This window comes from Amycolatopsis echigonensis, from assembly GCF_002846615.1.
Classification (GTDB): domain Bacteria; phylum Actinomycetota; class Actinomycetes; order Mycobacteriales; family Pseudonocardiaceae; genus Amycolatopsis; species Amycolatopsis echigonensis.
Genome location: NZ_PJMY01000003.1, coordinates 7,505,847 through 7,522,188, shown reverse-complemented (window position 1 = coordinate 7,522,188; position 16,342 = coordinate 7,505,847). Strand labels below are relative to the sequence as shown.

At 70.3% G+C, this 16,342-nt stretch carries 15 protein-coding genes; 11 read left to right on the top strand and 4 right to left on the bottom strand.

Features of this window, described 5'->3' with window-relative positions; genetic code table 11:
• The 3 genes from ATK30_RS40515 to ATK30_RS40505 all read right to left on the bottom strand — a co-directional run bounded on the left by ATK30_RS40515 (position 1) and on the right by ATK30_RS40505 (position 4,383).
• Positions 1-2,079 (bottom strand): hydantoinase/oxoprolinase family protein, encoded by a 2,079-nt coding sequence (locus ATK30_RS40515; RefSeq protein ID WP_101439979.1) that lies wholly within the window; start codon positions 2,077-2,079, stop codon positions 1-3.
• Positions 2,080-2,171: 92 nt separating this feature from the next.
• Entirely contained in the window at positions 2,172-3,263 is a 1,092-nt protein-coding gene (locus tag ATK30_RS46675) for a helix-turn-helix transcriptional regulator (RefSeq protein ID WP_101439978.1), read from the bottom strand.
• A 127-nt stretch (positions 3,264-3,390) separates the two neighbouring features.
• On the bottom strand, positions 3,391-4,383 hold the full coding sequence (locus ATK30_RS40505) for an alpha/beta hydrolase (protein WP_463672432.1): 993 nt from the start codon (positions 4,381-4,383) through the stop codon (positions 3,391-3,393).
• 65 nt (positions 4,384-4,448) lie between these two features.
• On the opposite strand from ATK30_RS40505, the gene ATK30_RS40500 reads away from it, so the two are divergent.
• A complete protein-coding gene (locus ATK30_RS40500) occupies positions 4,449-5,324 on the top strand; it encodes a helix-turn-helix domain-containing protein (RefSeq protein ID WP_101439977.1) in 876 nt (291 codons plus the stop codon).
• Positions 5,325-5,337: 13 nt separating this feature from the next.
• Here the strand turns inward: ATK30_RS40500 and ATK30_RS40495 are convergent, their stop codons facing one another.
• A complete protein-coding gene (locus ATK30_RS40495) occupies positions 5,338-6,015 on the bottom strand; it encodes a GntR family transcriptional regulator (RefSeq protein ID WP_101441325.1) in 678 nt (225 codons plus the stop codon).
• 229 nt (positions 6,016-6,244) lie between these two features.
• On the opposite strand from ATK30_RS40495, the gene ATK30_RS40490 reads away from it, so the two are divergent.
• Genes ATK30_RS40490 through ATK30_RS40445 form a run of 10 tightly spaced genes read left to right on the top strand, consistent with a single transcriptional unit; the run spans position 6,245 to position 16,283 of the window.
• Positions 6,245-7,414 (top strand): acyl-CoA dehydrogenase family protein, encoded by a 1,170-nt coding sequence (locus ATK30_RS40490; RefSeq protein WP_101439976.1) that lies wholly within the window; start codon positions 6,245-6,247, stop codon positions 7,412-7,414.
• Positions 7,411-8,241: an HpcH/HpaI aldolase/citrate lyase family protein gene (locus ATK30_RS40485; RefSeq protein ID WP_101439975.1), complete on the top strand. Its 831-nt coding sequence runs from the start codon at positions 7,411-7,413 to the stop codon at positions 8,239-8,241. The genes ATK30_RS40490 and ATK30_RS40485 overlap by 4 nt, the downstream gene beginning before the upstream one ends.
• Complete coding sequence (locus ATK30_RS40480) at positions 8,238-9,386, top strand: acyl-CoA dehydrogenase family protein (protein ID WP_101439974.1); 1,149 nt, start codon at positions 8,238-8,240, stop codon at positions 9,384-9,386. Before ATK30_RS40485 ends, ATK30_RS40480 begins: the two co-directional genes overlap by 4 nt.
• 7 nt (positions 9,387-9,393) lie before the next feature.
• The gene (gene fabG, locus ATK30_RS40475; protein WP_101439973.1) at positions 9,394-10,134 is read left to right on the top strand and encodes a 3-oxoacyl-ACP reductase FabG; all 741 of its coding nucleotides are present in this window, start codon (positions 9,394-9,396) and stop codon (positions 10,132-10,134) included.
• On the top strand, positions 10,131-10,994 hold the full coding sequence (locus ATK30_RS40470) for an HTD2 family dehydratase (protein WP_101439972.1): 864 nt from the start codon (positions 10,131-10,133) through the stop codon (positions 10,992-10,994). Before fabG ends, ATK30_RS40470 begins: the two co-directional genes overlap by 4 nt.
• Entirely contained in the window at positions 10,987-12,201 is a 1,215-nt protein-coding gene (locus ATK30_RS40465) for an acetyl-CoA C-acetyltransferase (protein WP_101439971.1), read from the top strand. Before ATK30_RS40470 ends, ATK30_RS40465 begins: the two co-directional genes overlap by 8 nt.
• Positions 12,198-12,653 (top strand): MaoC family dehydratase, encoded by a 456-nt coding sequence (locus ATK30_RS40460; protein ID WP_101439970.1) that lies wholly within the window; start codon positions 12,198-12,200, stop codon positions 12,651-12,653. Before ATK30_RS40465 ends, ATK30_RS40460 begins: the two co-directional genes overlap by 4 nt.
• Entirely contained in the window at positions 12,650-14,338 is a 1,689-nt protein-coding gene (locus tag ATK30_RS40455; RefSeq protein WP_101439969.1) for a CoA-transferase, read from the top strand. The genes ATK30_RS40460 and ATK30_RS40455 overlap by 4 nt, the downstream gene beginning before the upstream one ends.
• On the top strand, positions 14,335-15,147 hold the full coding sequence (locus ATK30_RS40450; protein WP_101439968.1) for an enoyl-CoA hydratase/isomerase family protein: 813 nt from the start codon (positions 14,335-14,337) through the stop codon (positions 15,145-15,147). The genes ATK30_RS40455 and ATK30_RS40450 overlap by 4 nt, the downstream gene beginning before the upstream one ends.
• Entirely contained in the window at positions 15,144-16,283 is a 1,140-nt protein-coding gene (locus ATK30_RS40445; protein WP_101439967.1) for a CoA transferase, read from the top strand. The genes ATK30_RS40450 and ATK30_RS40445 overlap by 4 nt, the downstream gene beginning before the upstream one ends.
• Positions 16,284-16,342 lie beyond the last annotated feature (59 nt).

The window sequence follows — 16,342 nt, the reverse complement described above, 5'->3', positions numbered from 1 at the left end:
TCAGCCCTGGTTCTCGATGATGTTTTCGATGATCAGGAGACGGTCGGCGTCGACGCGGGCGCGGCGACCCGGGAGCACGACCGTGGTGGCGAACTTCTCCGAGACGATCGCCGGCCCGTTGACAACCTCGCCCGCCGTGAGCCGTTCGCGGACGTGCACCGGCACGCTCGTGGTCTCCCCGGACCCGGGTACGCGCAGGTCACGGTTGCCGAGCAGGGATTCGCCGGAATCGGCGTTGGTGGACGGCACCTTGTTCGGCCTCGGGATCACCGCGGTCACTTCCAGCGTCGAAACGACGACCGGGATCTCGGCCGCGGAGAATCCGTAGGAATCCTGGTAGAACGCGTGGAAATCGGCGGCCACGCCGGGCACGCGTTCCGCGGTCATCGGGCCCGGCCGCAGCGGCAGCCGGTTGTCCCACGTCTGCCCGCGGTACATGGCGAAAATCGCGCGGTCGAACGCCAGCCCGTCCAGGTCCACGCCCTGCGCGGCCAATTCCTCCGTCAGGCTCTGTTCCATCGCGGCGAATTCAGCTTCGACCGTCTCGGCATTGTCCGCGGTCAGCGGGACCATCAGCGACTGCGCCCGCGTGGTCCGCAGATCGCTCTGCAGCAGCCCGAGCGCGGAGAACTGGCCCGGTGTCGAGGGCACGACGACCGTGTCGAGCCCGAGGATCCGCGCGACCCGGTCGGCGAGCATCGGGCCCGCCGAACCGAACGGCAGCAACGCGAACTCGCGGACGTCGAGTCCCCGGTAGACCGAGATGGTCCGGATCTTCGCCGCGATGTCCTCGCACGCGATCTGGTAGGCGGCCTCGGCCAGCTCCAGCGCGGAAAGCCCCCACTGCTCGCCCGTCCGGGTCAGCGCGGCGCGCGCGGCCTCGACGTCGAGGGTGATCCGGCCGTTCGCGAACAGGTCGGGTTGCAGCACGCCGAGCAGCAAGCACGCGTCGGTGAGCGTCGCCTCGGTGCCGCCGCGGCCGTAACACGCCGGGCCGGGGTTCGACCCCGCCGATTTCGGGCCGACCGCGACCTGCCCGAGTGCGTTCGGCCCGATGACGCTGCCCGCGCCCGACCCGACGCTCTCCACGTCGACCAGCGGCAACGTCAGCGTCAGGCCGGTTTCCAGGGTCCACAGGTCGGTGAGCGGGGTCTGCGCGTCGACGATTGCCGCGACGTCGGTGCTCGTGCCGCCGACGTCCATGGTCAGCAGGTTCCGCTTGCCGGATTCGCGCGCCAGCTGCAGGCTGCCGGTCACTCCTCCGACCGGACCGGAAACGAGCTGGAAGACCGGCGCTTTGCCGGCGTCCTGCACGGTCGCGACGCCGCCGTTGGTCGTCATGATCCAGAGCGTGCCGCCGAACTGCCGCTCCTCCAGCGCGACCGTGAGCCGCCGCAGGTAACCGACCACGGCGGGTCCGACATACGCGTCCAGCGCGACGGTCGTGGTCCGTTCGTGCTCTTTCGTGACCGGGTACAGGTCCGAGGTCTGCACGTAGGCATGCGGAATCTCCTCGGCGAGGATTTCCGCCGCGCGCCGCTCGTGGCCGCGTTCCCGGTAGGAATTCATGAAGCACACCGCGACCGCCTGCACGCCCTGTGCGGCGAAATCGCGAGCAGCCGCGCGGACCGCGTCCTCGTCCAGCGCCAGCAGTTCCGTGCCGTCGTAGCCGATCCGCTCGGGGATGCCGATCCGGTCGCGCCGGTGCACGATTGGCCGCTCCTGGTGCGGGCGCAGCCACGTCGGGTCGTAGAACCGGTCGCCGAACTCGCGGTGCATCCGGCCGATGTCGAGCAGGTCGCGGTGCCCGCGCGTGGCCAGCAGCGCGGTCTTCGCGCCCGCCCGGCTGAGCAGCGCGTTGATGCCGACGGTGTGCCCGTGCACGATCTCCGCGACCTCGGACGGCTCGACGCCGATCGCGGCGAGCGCCTCGAGGACGCCGTGTTCCTGTTCCTTCGTGGACAGCACCTTGCCGTCCCGGATTTCCCCGGTGGCGCGGTCAAGGCCGATGATGTCGGTGAAGGTCCCGCCGACGTCGATGCCGACCAGCCAGCCTGCCGAGCCTCGTTGCTCAGTCACCTCTTGCCTCCACGGGTCGTGGTGTGTGAGGTGATTCTGGGTCCGGTGCGACCGCGGTCACATCGGCCAAGGGTCCGAGAAGGAATGGGACCTTAGGACAGTCCCCCGCCGCGCAGCCAGAGCGCGATCGCCTCCGTGCGGCTGGTGACGCCGAGTTTGCGCAGGATCTGCGTGACGTGGGATTTCGCGGTGCGCTCGGTGATCGCCAGCTCGCGCGCGATGTGCCGGTTGGACCGACCGGCCGCGAGCAGTTCCATCACCTGGTTTTCCCTTGCGGTCAACGGAATCTGCGGGCTCGGCGCGGGCGACGGCGGCGAGGCGGGGAGAGCCGTCGGACGCGTCATCAGGCCGTCCGCGGTGTCGCGCAGGAACGCCAAGCCTTCCAGCATCGTGAGGCGGCCCAGGGAATGACTGAGTGCTTCGGCCATCAGCGTAAGGAGCGCACGGTCGGTTTCGTCGACGTCGCGGCCCTGGTGGTAGCGATCGCCGTGCAGCAGGCCGACCACCTGGCCGTGCACCGTCAACGGGGCGATTCCGTACGAAGTGGACTTCGTGACGCGGATCAGGTCGCGGTCGACGCGCTGGCTGTGCTGCGTATCGAAAATCAGCCGGGTTTCGGCCCGGTCGACCACGTCCGCCTCGATCAGCCCGCCGCGCAACTCGGGCGGCGACGCCTTCCCGACCGCGACGATCTCGTCGGCCCACCGCGGCTCGTGTACGACGCACATCGTGTGCAGCCGCCACACGGAATCCACCACGCGCGAGACCAGGACCCGGTCGAACCCGAGCCGGCAGCCCGCTTCCGGGACCCGGCCGAGGAATTCGTCGACGGTTTTCGCGTCGCGCACCGAGGCGAGCGAAGCGGCTACACGGCGCAACAGCAGGTGCCGGTCGGCGAGCCGCGTTTCCGCGAGTTCGGCCTCGACCGCACGGATCCGGCCCAGCAGCTCGGCCAGCTCGCGTCGCCGCGCCCCGGAGACCCCGGGGGCGTCGGCGATGTGCAAGGTCTCGGCCAGCACGGCGTTCCACAACCGTCCCACGGCACCGGCCGCCTCGTCGGCCCACGGGCCGTCCAGCCGCGGCACCGGCACGTCCAGCCCCAGCGAGGCCCCGACGTCCGCGCACAAATCCCGGTAGCGCGCGCCCAGCCCGGCGGCGCCCGAGACGATGCTGTCCACGTCCATCGGCCACCTCTGGTACTTCCGAGGGCACGGCATCGCCGCCGCGCTGATGCACAATATATGCGCTGTGGGGCCGAGGGACAAACGAGGCCGGGGCGGCCCGCCGGGATCGCCGGCGGGCCCCTCCCGGTTACTCAGCCGCGGTCGCGGCGAGGTTTTCCCGGAAGAACGGCACCGCTTCGGCCAGCGCGCGGTCGACGTACTTGGGCACGTCGTAGAAGTCCATGTGCGTGCCGCCCTCGACCACGACGAGCTTCTTCGGGCTGCGCACGCGGCCGTGCAGCTCGGTGGACATCCACAGCGAACCGGCGTCGCTGCCCGCGACGATCAGGGTCGGCTGCGTGAGCAGATCTTCGACCAGATGGAACGCGTCGAAGGTGAAAATCCGCGACACGCTCTTGGTGAACAGGAACTTGTTCTTGGCGTTCGGGTGCTGGGCGCGCGGGGTGAGGTAGTAGTCGTTCGCCTCGACCAGGTCGCGCGGGGTGTTCTCGTCCGGTTCGGCGGGCACGTACGGCAGGTACGCCGCGTCGGCGCCGTTCGCCTCGGCGGTGCGCTGCTGAGCGACCGCCTGCAGCGTGGGCACCGCGGCCGCATCGGAGTCGGTGCCGTACCAGCCGCGCCGGAACGAGGTGCCGATGTTCACCGCGCTGATCGTGGTCAGAGCCTTGATCCGGTAGTCGGTCAACGCCGCGTTCACCAGGTAGCCGCCGCCCGCGCAGACGCCGAGGCCGCCGATCCGCTCGGCGTCGACATAGCCGAGGGTCTGCAGATAGTCCACCGCCGCGCGCACGTCTTCGACCCGCGCGGCCGGGTCCTCCAGGTGATGCGGCTCGCCGCCGCTGTCGCCCTGGAAAGACGCGTCGAACGCGAGCGCGACAAAGCCCTGCTCGGCCAGCTTGCCCGCATAGAGGCCCGCGGTCTGCTCCTTCACCCCGCCGCCGGGGTGCACGGCCACGACCGCCGGGTAGCTGCCATTCGGGTCGAAGCCGTCCGGCAGGTACAGGTTGCCCGCCATGGAGACCGAGCCGTTGGGGAAGGTCACCTTCTGCACTGCATTCACTCCTTCAGAAGTTCCGAGGTCCTGCTGCCCACTCTGCGGCGGTCCGCGCGGGCGTGGCAGAGGCCGTCTATCGGGGGTACCGCCAGCCCCTCCTTCCCGGCGCGGAACGCGCTTACCCTCGAGACATGGCGATCGCGAACGACCTCCGGGAATTCCTGATGACCCGGCGCGCGAAGATCACGCCCGAACAGGCCGGGCTGATCGCGGGCGGACGGCGGCGGGTCAGCGGCCTGCGCCGTGAGGAAGTCGCGCGGCTGGCCGGGGTCAGCACCGAGTACTACGTCCAGATCGAACGCGGCCGGGTGTCCGGCGTTTCCGACGAAGTCCTGCACGCCGTCGCCACCGCGCTGCAACTGGACGACACCGAGACCGCGCACCTGTTCGACCTCGCCCGCGCGGCCGGAAAACGCGCCGGACCGGGACGGACGGTCCGCCAGCCGGTGCCCGAAGGAGTCCAGGCCCTGCTCGATTCGATGGTCAACGCCCCCGCGATCGTCCAGAATGGACACCTCGACCTGGTCGCCGCCAACGCGCTCGGCCGCGCGTTGTACGCCCCCGTCTACGATCACACCCCGCCGAACCTCGCGCGGTTCATCTTCCTGGACGACCACGCCGAGGAAATCTTCCCCAACTGGCAGAAAGCCGCTGACGACGCGGTCGCGCTGCTGCACGTCGAAGCCGCCCGGTCGCCGTATGCGAAAGCGGTCACGAGCCTGATCGGCGACCTCGCGACCCGCAGCGAGGCATTCCGCACCCGATGGGCCGCCCACGACGTCAAAGCCCACCAGCGCGGCACGAAACTGTTCCGCCACCCGGTCGTCGGCGAACTGACTTTGCGCTTCGAAGGCCTGGCGGTCACCAGCGCGCCGGGGCTGACGATGATCGGCTACACCGCGGAGGCCGGTTCGGCGTCGGCGGAAGCGCTGCAGCTGTTGTCGAGCTGGATCACCGCACCCGGCACGGAGGTCCGTGCCGCGGAAGAAAAACGGCTGGCCGACTGACTCGCTCGCCTGGTCAGCGGTTCCAGAATCCTTGCTTCTCCAGCAAAGCCACCGCGCGCTCGCCCGCGTCCGCGAGGTGTTTCTCCACGAGCGTGCGCGCCCGGGCCGCCGAGCGCGCGGACAGTGCGTCCAGGATCAGCCGGTGGTCGTCCCGTGCCTTGTCCGGCCAGTCCTCGTGCGCCTCGTAAAACCCGTGCGACACAGTCTTGGACAGCATGCCGAGAAGGGACAGGAGCCGGCGCGAATCGGCGGCGTAGTTGATTCTCCGGTGGAACTCGAAGTTCAGCCGTTCCTGTTCGGCGCGGTCGGCCGCGCTCTCCATCCGGTCCGCCAGATCGTGCAGCGCCTGCAGGCTTTCCGGCGAAAGGTTCTTCGCCGCGCGTTCCGCGGCCAGTCCGGACACCACGCCGAACACGCGGTAGTGGTCCCGGATGTCGTCGCGCGTCATCCGGGCGACGAACGCGCCCCGGCGGGCGATGTGCTCCACCACGCCTTCGTGGTCGAGGGTGATCAGCGCTTCGCGGATAGGCAGTTTGCTGATGCCGAGTTCGTCGGCGAGCGCTTCCTGGTCGATCTTCGCCCCGGCCCGCAGCTGGCCGGAGAAGACCCGCCGCCGGATTTCCTGCGCGGCCATCGCCTTGAGGTTCGCCGGGCCGGTGCGGCGCGGTCCGGCACTCGCGGTTTCGGGCATCGCCACGACCTTCTCCCATCCCTGCGTCGGCGGCGGTATCGGATGAAGTATTACACGGCCGTGGGGCGCTCAGGCTGCCGCGGCGTCTCCGCCGGGAGCGCCCGCCGCTGCCCAAACTGCAGTCTGACCTGGAGATTTTCCCGCTCTGGAGGTCGCCCGGCAGTGTGAGGCATTCGATGATTTCTGATAAAGTATTTTCTCAGCGGGCCGTCTGGGTCATAGTGGGGGCATGGCAGCAGCGGTTACCCCCGAGGACTTCCGGCCGATCCTGGAGCTGGTGCGCGACTTCGTCCGGGCGAAGGTCGTTCCGCGCGAGCAGGAGATCATGGACGGCAACGCCATCCCGGACGATCTGCGCGCGCAGGCCGCCGAGATGGGCCTGTTCGGCTACGCGATTCCGCAGGAGCGGGGCGGGCTCGGGCTCGACCTGACCCAGGACGTCGAACTCGCGATGGAGTTCGGCTACACGTCGCTGGCGCTGCGGTCGATGTTCGGCACGAACAACGGCATCGCCGGACAGGTGCTGGTCGGCTTCGGCACCGAGGACCAGAAAAAGCAGTGGCTGGAGCGCATCGCCTCGGGCGAGGTCGTCGCGTCGTTCGCGCTGACCGAGCCGGGCGCCGGGTCCAATCCCGCCGGGCTGCGCACCAAGGCCGTGCGCGACGGCGACGACTGGGTGATCGACGGGCAGAAACGGTTCATCACCAACGCGCCGATCGCGGATCTCTTCGTCGTCTTCGCGCGCACTCGTCCCGCAGACGACTCCGGGCCCGGGATCGCGGTCTTCCTCGTGCCCGCCGACACGCCTGGCCTGGAGGTCGGGCCCAAGGACAAGAAGATGGGCCAGGAAGGCGCCTGGACCGCGGACGTCACGTTCAGCAACGTCCGGGTGCCCGCCTCCGCGCTTGTCGGCGGGAACGAGGACGCCGGGTACCGCGCCGCGATGACGTCGCTCGCCCGCGGCCGGGTCCATATCGCCGCGCTGGCCGTCGGGTCCGCGCAGCGTGCGTTGGACGAGTCCGTCGCGTACGCCGCTTCGGCGACGCAGGGCGGTCAGCCGATCGGCGATTTCCAGCTGGTGCAAGCAATGCTGGCGGACCAGCAGACCGGCGTGATGGCCGGACGGGCGCTGGTTCGCGAGACCGCGGCGCGCTACGTGTCCGGCGAGGACCGCCGGATCGGGCCGTCGGCCGCGAAGCTGTACTGCACGGAGATGGCGGGCAAGGTCGCCGATCTCGCGGTGCAGATCCACGGCGGCACCGGGTACATGCGGGACGTGCCGGTCGAGCGGATCTACCGCGACATCCGGCTGCTGCGGCTTTACGAGGGCACCAGCGAAATCCAGCGCCTGATCATCGGCGGCGGGCTGGTCCGCCAAGCGAAGAAGGCGCAAAAATGACGAGCCGCGCGGCTACGCGGGCACGGGAAGCGGCGACCCTCCTGTTCGTCCCGGGCGACCGGCCGGAACGCTTCGGCAAGGCGATGGCCGCCGGGCCGAGCCTGGTGGTGCTCGATCTGGAGGACGCCGTCGCGCCGGACCGCAAGGAGTACGCGCGGGAACAGGTCGTCGCGTGGCTCGAGGAGAACCCCGAGTGCGCGGTGCGGGTAAACGCCGCCGGCACCGCCTGGCACGACGAAGACCTCACCGTGCTCAGGCGGCGCCGGTGCACCGTGATGCTGCCGAAGGCCGAACCCGCGACGACCCGCGCGGCGGGCGAGCAGCTCGGCGTGCTGCCGGTCGTGATCGCGCTGGTCGAAACCGCGCGCGGCGTGCTGGACGCGCGGGAGACCGCGACCGTCCCGAACGTGCAGCGCCTCGCGCTCGGCAGCTTCGATCTCGCCGCGGAACTGGGCGCCGACCCGGCCGACCGGGACGCGTTCGTCGCCGCGCGAGGCGCGCTCGTGCTCGCCTCCGCCGCGGCCGGGCTGCCCGGTCCGATCGACGGCGTCACCGCGGATCTGGAAAACGAGGCACACCTCACCGACGAAGTCCACTACGCACGGCGGCTCGGGTTCGCCGGAAAGCTGTGCGTGCATCCGAAACAGGTACCCGTCGCCGCCGCGGCGCTGCGGCCGTCGCGCGAGGAAATCCGCTGGGCGCAGTCGATTCTCGACGCCGCCGACGCGGGCGGCGCGGTCGCGGTGGGCGGGCAGATGGTCGACAAGCCGGTGCTGGAACGCGCCCAGCGCGTCCTCCGGCAGGCACGAGAAGGGAACGGGCGATGACGCTCACCGACGACGAACAGCAGATGGTCGCCCTGGTCGCGGAATTCGTGGACGACCGGGTCCGGCCCCGCGTCCGCGAATTCGAAGCCGACGACGTCTATCCGGGCGAGTTCATCGACGAGATGAAGAAACTCGGCTTCTTCGGCCTGCTCGCGCCCGCGGAGTACGGCGGCGTGGACGTCAGCACCGCGTGTTTCGCCCGTGTCACCGAGGAGTTGGCGCGCGGCTGGATGAGCCTGGCGGGCGCGATCGGCGGGCACTCCGTGATCACCTATCTGATCAAAACCTTCGGCACTCCCGAGCAGCGCGAGAAGTACCTGCCCGCGATGGCCGAGGGCCGCATCCGCGCGACCATGGCGCTGACCGAACCCGGCGGCGGCAGCGACCTGCAGGCCATGCGCACCCAAGCCGTGCCGACCGACGAGGGCTACACGATCACCGGGTCCAAGACCTGGATCTCCAACGCCGCCCACTCCGGCCTGATCGGCCTGCTCTGCATCACCGACCGCGACGCGAAACCCGCGCACCGCGGCATGAGCGTCATCCTCGTCGAGCCCGGCGACGGCCTCACGATCTCCAAGAAGCTGCCGAAGCTGGGTTACCGCGGCGTCGAGGCCTGCGAGCTGGTGTTCGACGGGCGCGAGGTGCCGAAGGACGCGGTCCTCGGCGGCGAACCGAACCAGGGCTGGTCGCACATGATGCGCGGGCTGGAAGTCGGCCGGATCCAGGTCGCCTCGCGTGCGCTGGGCGTCGGGCAGGCCGCGCTGAACGACGCCGTCCGCTACGCCCAGGAACGCGAATCCTTCGGGAAGCCGATCTGGAAGCACCAGTCCGTCGGCAACCTGCTGGCCGACATGGCCACGAAAATGCGCGCGGCCCGTCTGCTCACCTTGGACGCTGCGGAGAAGCTCGACGCGGGCGTGCGCGCGGACATGGAAGCCGGGATGGCCAAGCTGTTCGCTTCCGAGACCGCGATGCAGGTCGCCCTCGACGCCATCCGCGTCCACGGCGGCTACGGCTACTCCAAGGAATACGACGTCGAACGCTACTTCCGCGACGCGCCGCTGATGATCGTCGGCGAAGGCACCAACGAAATCCAGCGCAACGTCATCGCCGCCCAGCTCGTCGCCCGCAACAAGATCTGAGGACCCCATGGCTCTGCTGACCGACCGGACCGCCGTCATCACCGGTGCCGCGCAAGGCATCGGGCTCGCCATCGCCGAGCTGTTCGTCGCCGAGGGCGCCCGCGTGGTGATCGGCGACGTCAACGCCGAGGCCGCGGAGAAAGCCGCCGAAGGACTCGGCGGCGGCGCCGTCGCCCGCGGCGTCCGCTGCGACGTGACCAAGGCGTCCGATGTGGACGCTCTGCTCGCCGCGGCGGACGAGGCGTTCTCCCCCGTCGACGTGTTCGTCAACAACGCCGGCATCACCCGCGACGCGACCATGCGGACGATGACCGAGGACGAGTTCGACCAGGTCATTTCCGTGCACCTCAAGGGAACCTGGAACGGCACGCGCAAGGCCGCGGCGATCATGCGCGAACGCAAGAGCGGCGCGATCGTGAACCTGTCGTCGCTCTCGGGCAAGGTCGGCATGGTCGGCCAGACGAACTACTCCGCGGCCAAGGCCGGGATCGTCGGCCTGACCAAGGCCGCCGCGAAGGAGATGGCGCACCACGGCGTCCGGGTCAACGCGATCCAGCCCGGGCTCATCCGCACCGCGATGACCGAGGCCATGCCGCAGAAGGCGTGGGACCAGAAGATGGCCGAGATCCCGATGCGCCGCGCTGGAGAGGTCAGCGAAATCGCTTCGGTGGCGCTGTTCCTCGCGTCCGACCTGTCGTCGTACATGACCGGCACGGTGCTCGAGGTGACCGGCGGACGGTTCATGTGACCGGCTGGGAACCGCACGCCGTCACGACCGCCGAGCTGGTGGACCCGGCCCCGGTCGCGGCGCTGGCCGCGCTCTTCGACAACGGGCTGCCCGCGCCGCGGCCGGGCGACGACCTGCCGCCGCTGTGGCACTGGGTCGCGCTCCCCCGCTGGCCGGTCTCCTCGGAACTCGGCTCCGACGGGCATCCGGCGCGCGGGACGTTCCTGCCGCCGATCGACCTGCCGCGGCGGATGTTCGCCGGCGGCGAGGTGACTGTGCACCGGCCGCCGAAGATCGGCGAGACGGTGACCCGTCGTTCCACAGTGGACTCGGTGACGGAGAAATCCGGCCGCTCCGGGCAGCTGGTGATCGTCGTCGTGCGGACCGTTCTGTCCGGTGTGGACGGTGCACCGCTCGTCGAGGAACGGCAGGACCTCATCTACCGCGAAGCGGGCGCGACCGCCTCCGAAGCACCGGTCGAGCCCGCCGAGCTGGCAGGCGCTCCCTTCCGTCGCCGCGAGGACGGCTGGGACTTCGCCACCGATCCCACCCTGCTGATGCGCTTCTCCGCGGCCACCGCGAACGCGCACCGCATCCACTACGACTGGCCGTATGCGACCCGCGTCGAGGGCTACCCCGGCCTGGTCGTGCACGGGCCGCTGATGTCGCTGGCCCTGGCCGAGGTGCTGCGCCTGGACTCCCCCGGCGCGCGGGTGACCCGGCTGGCGCACCGCAACCTGGCCCCGCTGTTCTGCGGCCAGCCCGCACGGCTGCACACCGAGCCCCGTCCCGGCGGCGCGACCCTGACCCTCGTCGGGGACGCCGGGCCGCGCACCAGCCTCGAAGCCGACTATCACGAGGAAGGCACTCCCCATGCGTGACGCCGTCATCTGCGAACCTGTCCGCACCCCGATCGGCCGCTTCGGCGGTTCGCTCAAGAGCGTGCCCGCCGCCGACCTCGGCACGGTCGCGTTGAAGGGCCTGCTGGAGCGCACCGGTCTTCCCGCCGACGCGATCGACGACGTCATCCTCGGCCACTGCTACCCCAGCGCCGAAGCCCCCGCCATCGGCCGCGTCGTCGCGCTCGACGCCGGGCTGCCGGTCACCGTGCCCGGCATGCAGGTCGACCGCCGCTGCGGTTCCGGGCTGCAGTCGGTGCTGCTGGCCGCGCTGCAGGTGCAGGCGGGAGCGAGCGAGCTGATCGTCGCGGGCGGTGCGGAAAGCATGTCCAACACCGTCTTCTACGCCAACGACATGCGCTGGGGCGCCACCGGCGCGGGCGTGATGCTGCACGATTCGCTGACCCGCGGCCGCCAGACCCCCGGCGGCAAGCACTACCCGGTGCCGGGCGGCATGCTGGAGACCGCGGAGAACCTGCGGCGGCAGTACGGCATCAGCCGCGAGGAGCAGGACCGGCTCGCCGCGACGTCGCACCAGCGCGCGGTCGCCGCGCAGCAGTCCGGCGTGTTCGCCGAGGAGATCGTCCCGGTGCCGGTGCAGACGCGGAAGGGCACGGTCGTCGTGGACACCGACGAGCACCCGCGCCCGGACACGACCGTCGAGACCCTCGCGAAGCTGAAGCCGGTGCTGGGCAAGCAGGATCCGGAGGCGACGGTCACCGCGGGCAACGCGAGCGGCCAGAACGACGCCGCCGCGGTGTGCGTCGTGACCACCCGCGAACGCGCCGCCGAGCTGGGCCTTCGCCCGCTCGTGCGGCTGGTCTCGCACGGCGTGGCCGGAGTCGAGCCGAAGGTGATGGGCATCGGTCCGGTGCCCGCCTCGGCGCTCGCGCTGGAGCGCGCCGGGCTGAAGATCTCCGACATCGACCTCATCGAACTCAACGAGGCGTTCGCCGCGCAGGCGCTGGCCTGCACCCGCGAATGGGGCTTCGGCGAGTCCGATTTCGACCGGCTCAACGTGCACGGTTCCGGGATCTCGCTGGGCCATCCGGTCGGCGCGACCGGCACCCGGATCCTCGCGACCATGGCGCGGGAAATGCAGCGCCGCGAGGCCCGCTACGGGCTCGAGACGATGTGCATCGGCGGCGGACAGGGTCTGGCCGCGGTGTTCGAGCGGGTGTCGGAATGAACCGGGTCTTCGCTTCGGCGGACGAGGTCCGGGCGGCGATCGGCGAGGAGATCGGGCCGACCGAATGGTTCGCCGTCGACCAGGCGCGGATCGACGCGTTCGCCGAAGCCACCGGAGACCGCCAGTGGATCCACACCGATCCCAAGCGGGCCGCGAAAGGCCCGTTCGGATCGACCATCGCGCACGGTTTCCTCACCCTGTCGCTGATCCCGTACTTCAGCGCGCAGCTGGTCCGGCTCGACTTCGGGTCCGCACGGATCAACTACGGGCTGGGCAAGGTCCGTTTTCCGGCCCCGGTTCCGGTCGGGTCCCGGCTGCGCGCCCGTGCGACGTTCGCCGAGGTGAAGGACGGCGCCGCCGGGGTCACCGTCACCACGCGGTACACGGTGGAACTCGAAGGCGCGGAGAAACCGGCGTGTGTCGCCGAAACTTTGGTGGTCGTGGCCGGATGACCGAGTTCTGCCGTCTGGACGAGGCGGTCTCCCGTTACGTCCGCGAGGGAGACGCGCTGCACGTCATCCTGGGGCACAGCCGCTGGAGCGCGCTCGTCCGCGAAATCGCGCGGCAGCATTGGCAGCGGCCGTCGCGGTTCACGCTGATCATGGCCAGCCTGTCGTCGCTCGGGGCGGTGCTGTTCCGTTCCGGGTGCCTGGAGAAGGTCGTGACTGTCTACTCGGGAGACTCGTTTCCCGTGTTCACGCCGAATCCGGTGTTCCAGCGGTCCTATGCGGACGGTTCAGTCGAGGTCGAGAACTGGTCGTTCCTGAGCTACATCCAGGGTCTGCGCGCCGCTGCGACCGGCGTGCCCGCGGTGGTCACCGGCTCGGTGCGCGATTCTTCGATGGCCGACAACCCTGGCTACGCGGAGGTCGACACGCCGTTCGGCCGCGTCGGCCTGGTCGCTCCGCTCACGCCGGATGTCGCGATCCTGCACGCCGCGGTCGCCGACCGGCAGGGCAATCTGGCCGTCGCGCCGCCGATGTTCGAGGGCTCGATCGGCGCGTTCGCCGCGCGGCGCGGAGTGCTGGCGACCGTCGAGAGAGTCGTGGACGACCTGCGTCCGTGGTCTTCGTTCGTCCGCGTTCCGGCGCACCGGGTGCTGGCCGTGGTCGAGGCTCCGTTCGGCGCGCATCCCGGCGGCGTCTTCCCCGGCACCGAGGGCGCGCAACTGCCGGTGGACGGTTATGCCGAGGACGTCGAGTTCTGGATCGCGGCGCGGGAAGCCAGCCGTTCGGCGGATTTTGACGACTGGATCCGCGAGTGGATCCTCCTCGACCACGACGCTTACCTGGCCAAACTCGGCGAAGCGCGGCTTACCGCGTTGAGCCGCACGCTGGGCCAGCCGACGCCGCCGACCGGCCGCGGCGAGCACACCGGGCCGGTGACCCGTCCGGAACGCGCGGCGACCTGGCTCGCCGCGCTGGTCCGGTCGCGGATCGCCGAAACCGGAGCCGACGGGGTGCTGGCCGGAGCCGGGCTGGCGAACCTCGCCGCCTGGGTGGCCGTCGAACAGGCGAAGGCCGACGGGCACGACGTCGCGCTGGCGGCTGAACTCGGCCTCTGGGACTACACACCGACGCCCGGTGACCCGTTCATCTTCAGCTTCGCGAACTTCCCGTCATCCTCGATGCTGCTCGACACTGAGCAGGCACTGGGGAATCTGGTGAACGGCCCGGCGACGCGGTCGATCGCCTGCGTCGGAGCGGCGGAAATCGACCGGCAGGGCAACATCAACACGACCCGCATCGAGGGCGGTCCGTACCTCGTCGGTTCGGGCGGCGGGAACGACGTCGTGACCGGGGCCGACGAGACGTACGTCGTCGGCACCATGAGCCCGCGGCGGTTCATCGAGAAATGCAGCTACGTCACCAGTCCCGGCGCGAGGGTCCGGGCGGTGGTCACCGATCTCGGCATTCTGAGCCGACGCGACGGCGAGCTGGTGCTCGCCGCGATCGCGCCCGGACCGGAGCCGCTGGCCGAACGCGTCGAGCACGTCCGATCGCAGTGCGGCTGGGACCTCACCGTCGCGGACGACCTGCGCGAACTGCCCGAGGTGACCTCGGAGGACGTCCAGCAGCTGCGGAAATACGACCGTGAGGGCTTGTTCCTCGGCGACGGCAGGAAAGGAGCGGCATGAGTCGCTACGCACAATTCGAGAACCTGCGGGTGGACGGACCGGACGAGGACGGCGTCGTCGAACTGGTCCTGGACGCCCCGAACCTCAACGCGGTCAGCGAAGCCGCGCACGCCGAACTCGCCGACATCTGGCGCGAATTCGACCGCGACCCCGCGGTGAAAGCCGTCCTGCTGCGCGGCGAAGGCAAGGGGTTCTCCGCGGGCGGGTCGTTCGACCTCGTCGAGAAGCTGTCCACCGACTTCGAGGCCCGTTCCCGCACCATGCGCGAGGCTCGCGATCTCGTCTACAACGTCATCGACTGCTCCAAGCCGATCGTCTCGGCGATCCACGGCCCCGCGGTCGGCGCCGGACTCGTCGCCGGAGTGCTCGCGGACGTCTCGGTGGTCACTGCGAACGCGAAGATCATCGACGGGCACACCCGGCTCGGCGTCGCGGCGGGCGACCACGCGGCGGTGTGCTGGCCGCTGCTGTGCGGGATGGCGAAAGCCAAGTACTACCTGATGACCTGCCGCCCGCTGAACGGTGCCGAGGCGGAGCGGATCGGCCTGGTGTCGCTGTGCGTCGAGGAGGAGGCCGACCTGCTGCCCACCGCCCGGGAAATCGCGCACGAACTCGCGAACGGTGCACCCACCGCGATCCGGTGGACCAAGCAAAGCCTCAACCTCTGGTACCGGCAGCTCGCGGGCGCGATCTTCGATTCCTCGCTGGCACTGGAGTTCTACGGCTTCGGCGGCCCGGAGGTGCACGAGGGGCTCGCGTCGCACCGCGAACGCCGCAAGCCGGACTTTTCCCGGGTGCACGACGCATGAACCCCACGCTGCTGGACGGACTGCGGGTGGTCGAGCTGTCCGCGTACGTCGCGACCCCCCTATGCGGGCTCACGCTCGCCCAGCTCGGCGCTGACGTCGTCCGGGTCGAACCGCTGGGCGGCGCCGCCGACCGCACGCGCTGGCCGTTGTCCGACTCCGGGACCAGCCTCTACTGGTCCGGGCTGAACAAGGGAAAACGCGCGATCGCCGTCGATCTGGAGTCCGAAGCGGATCGTCGCCGGGTCGCCGACCTGATCGTCGACGGCGACCCATGCGTGGTCGTGACGAACACTTCGCGGCACGCGGACCTCGGGTACGAGGCTCTGAGCGCGCGACGGCCGGACCTCATCCACGTCCTGCTGGACGGCCGTGCCGACGGCGGCGCGGCGGTCGACTACACCGTGCAGGCCGCGACCGGCTTCCCGCTGCTGACCGGCACCGGTACGGAACCGGTGAACCACGTGGTGCCCGCCTGGGACGTCTGCGCCGGGCTGTACCTGGCCGTCGGCCTGCTGGCCGCCGAACGGCATCGCCAGGTCACCAGGGAGGGCAGGTCGATCCGGGTCGCGCTGGAGGACGTCGCGCTCGCCACCGCCGGGAACCTCGGTTATCTCGCGGAAGCGCAGCTGACCGACCATGAGCGGACCAAATCCGGCAACGAGATCTACGGTACCTACGGCGACGATTTCGAGACGGCCGACGGGGTCCGGGTGATGCTCGTGCTGCTCACCGAACGGCACTGGCAGAAGATGCTCGCCGCGACCGGACTCGCCGACGCCTTCGCCGGGCTGAGCGAAGCGCTGGGCATCTCGTTCGCCACCGAGTCCGACCGGTACCGGCACCGCGACGTGATCTCGCCGCTGCTGGCCCGGTGGTTCAGGCAGACGCCGTACGCGGAGGTGGCGGAAACGCTTACGCGGCACCGGATCCTGTGGGAACGCTACCGCAGCTTCGCCGAACTCGGGCGCGACGGCGGTGCCGCGCTGCGGGAACTGGCGCTGTTCGGGAAGGTCGACCAACCCGGTGCGGGGGCGCATTGGGCACCGAAATCGCCGGTACAGGTGGACGGGGCCCGGCTCGATCCGCGGCCTGCGCCGGGGGTTGGACAGCACAACGACGAGGTATTGGGCCGATAGGAAGCCCTTCTTCCGGCTTGAGAGTGGGCTTCTCAAGCCGCGGGGCCGTCTCCTTCACC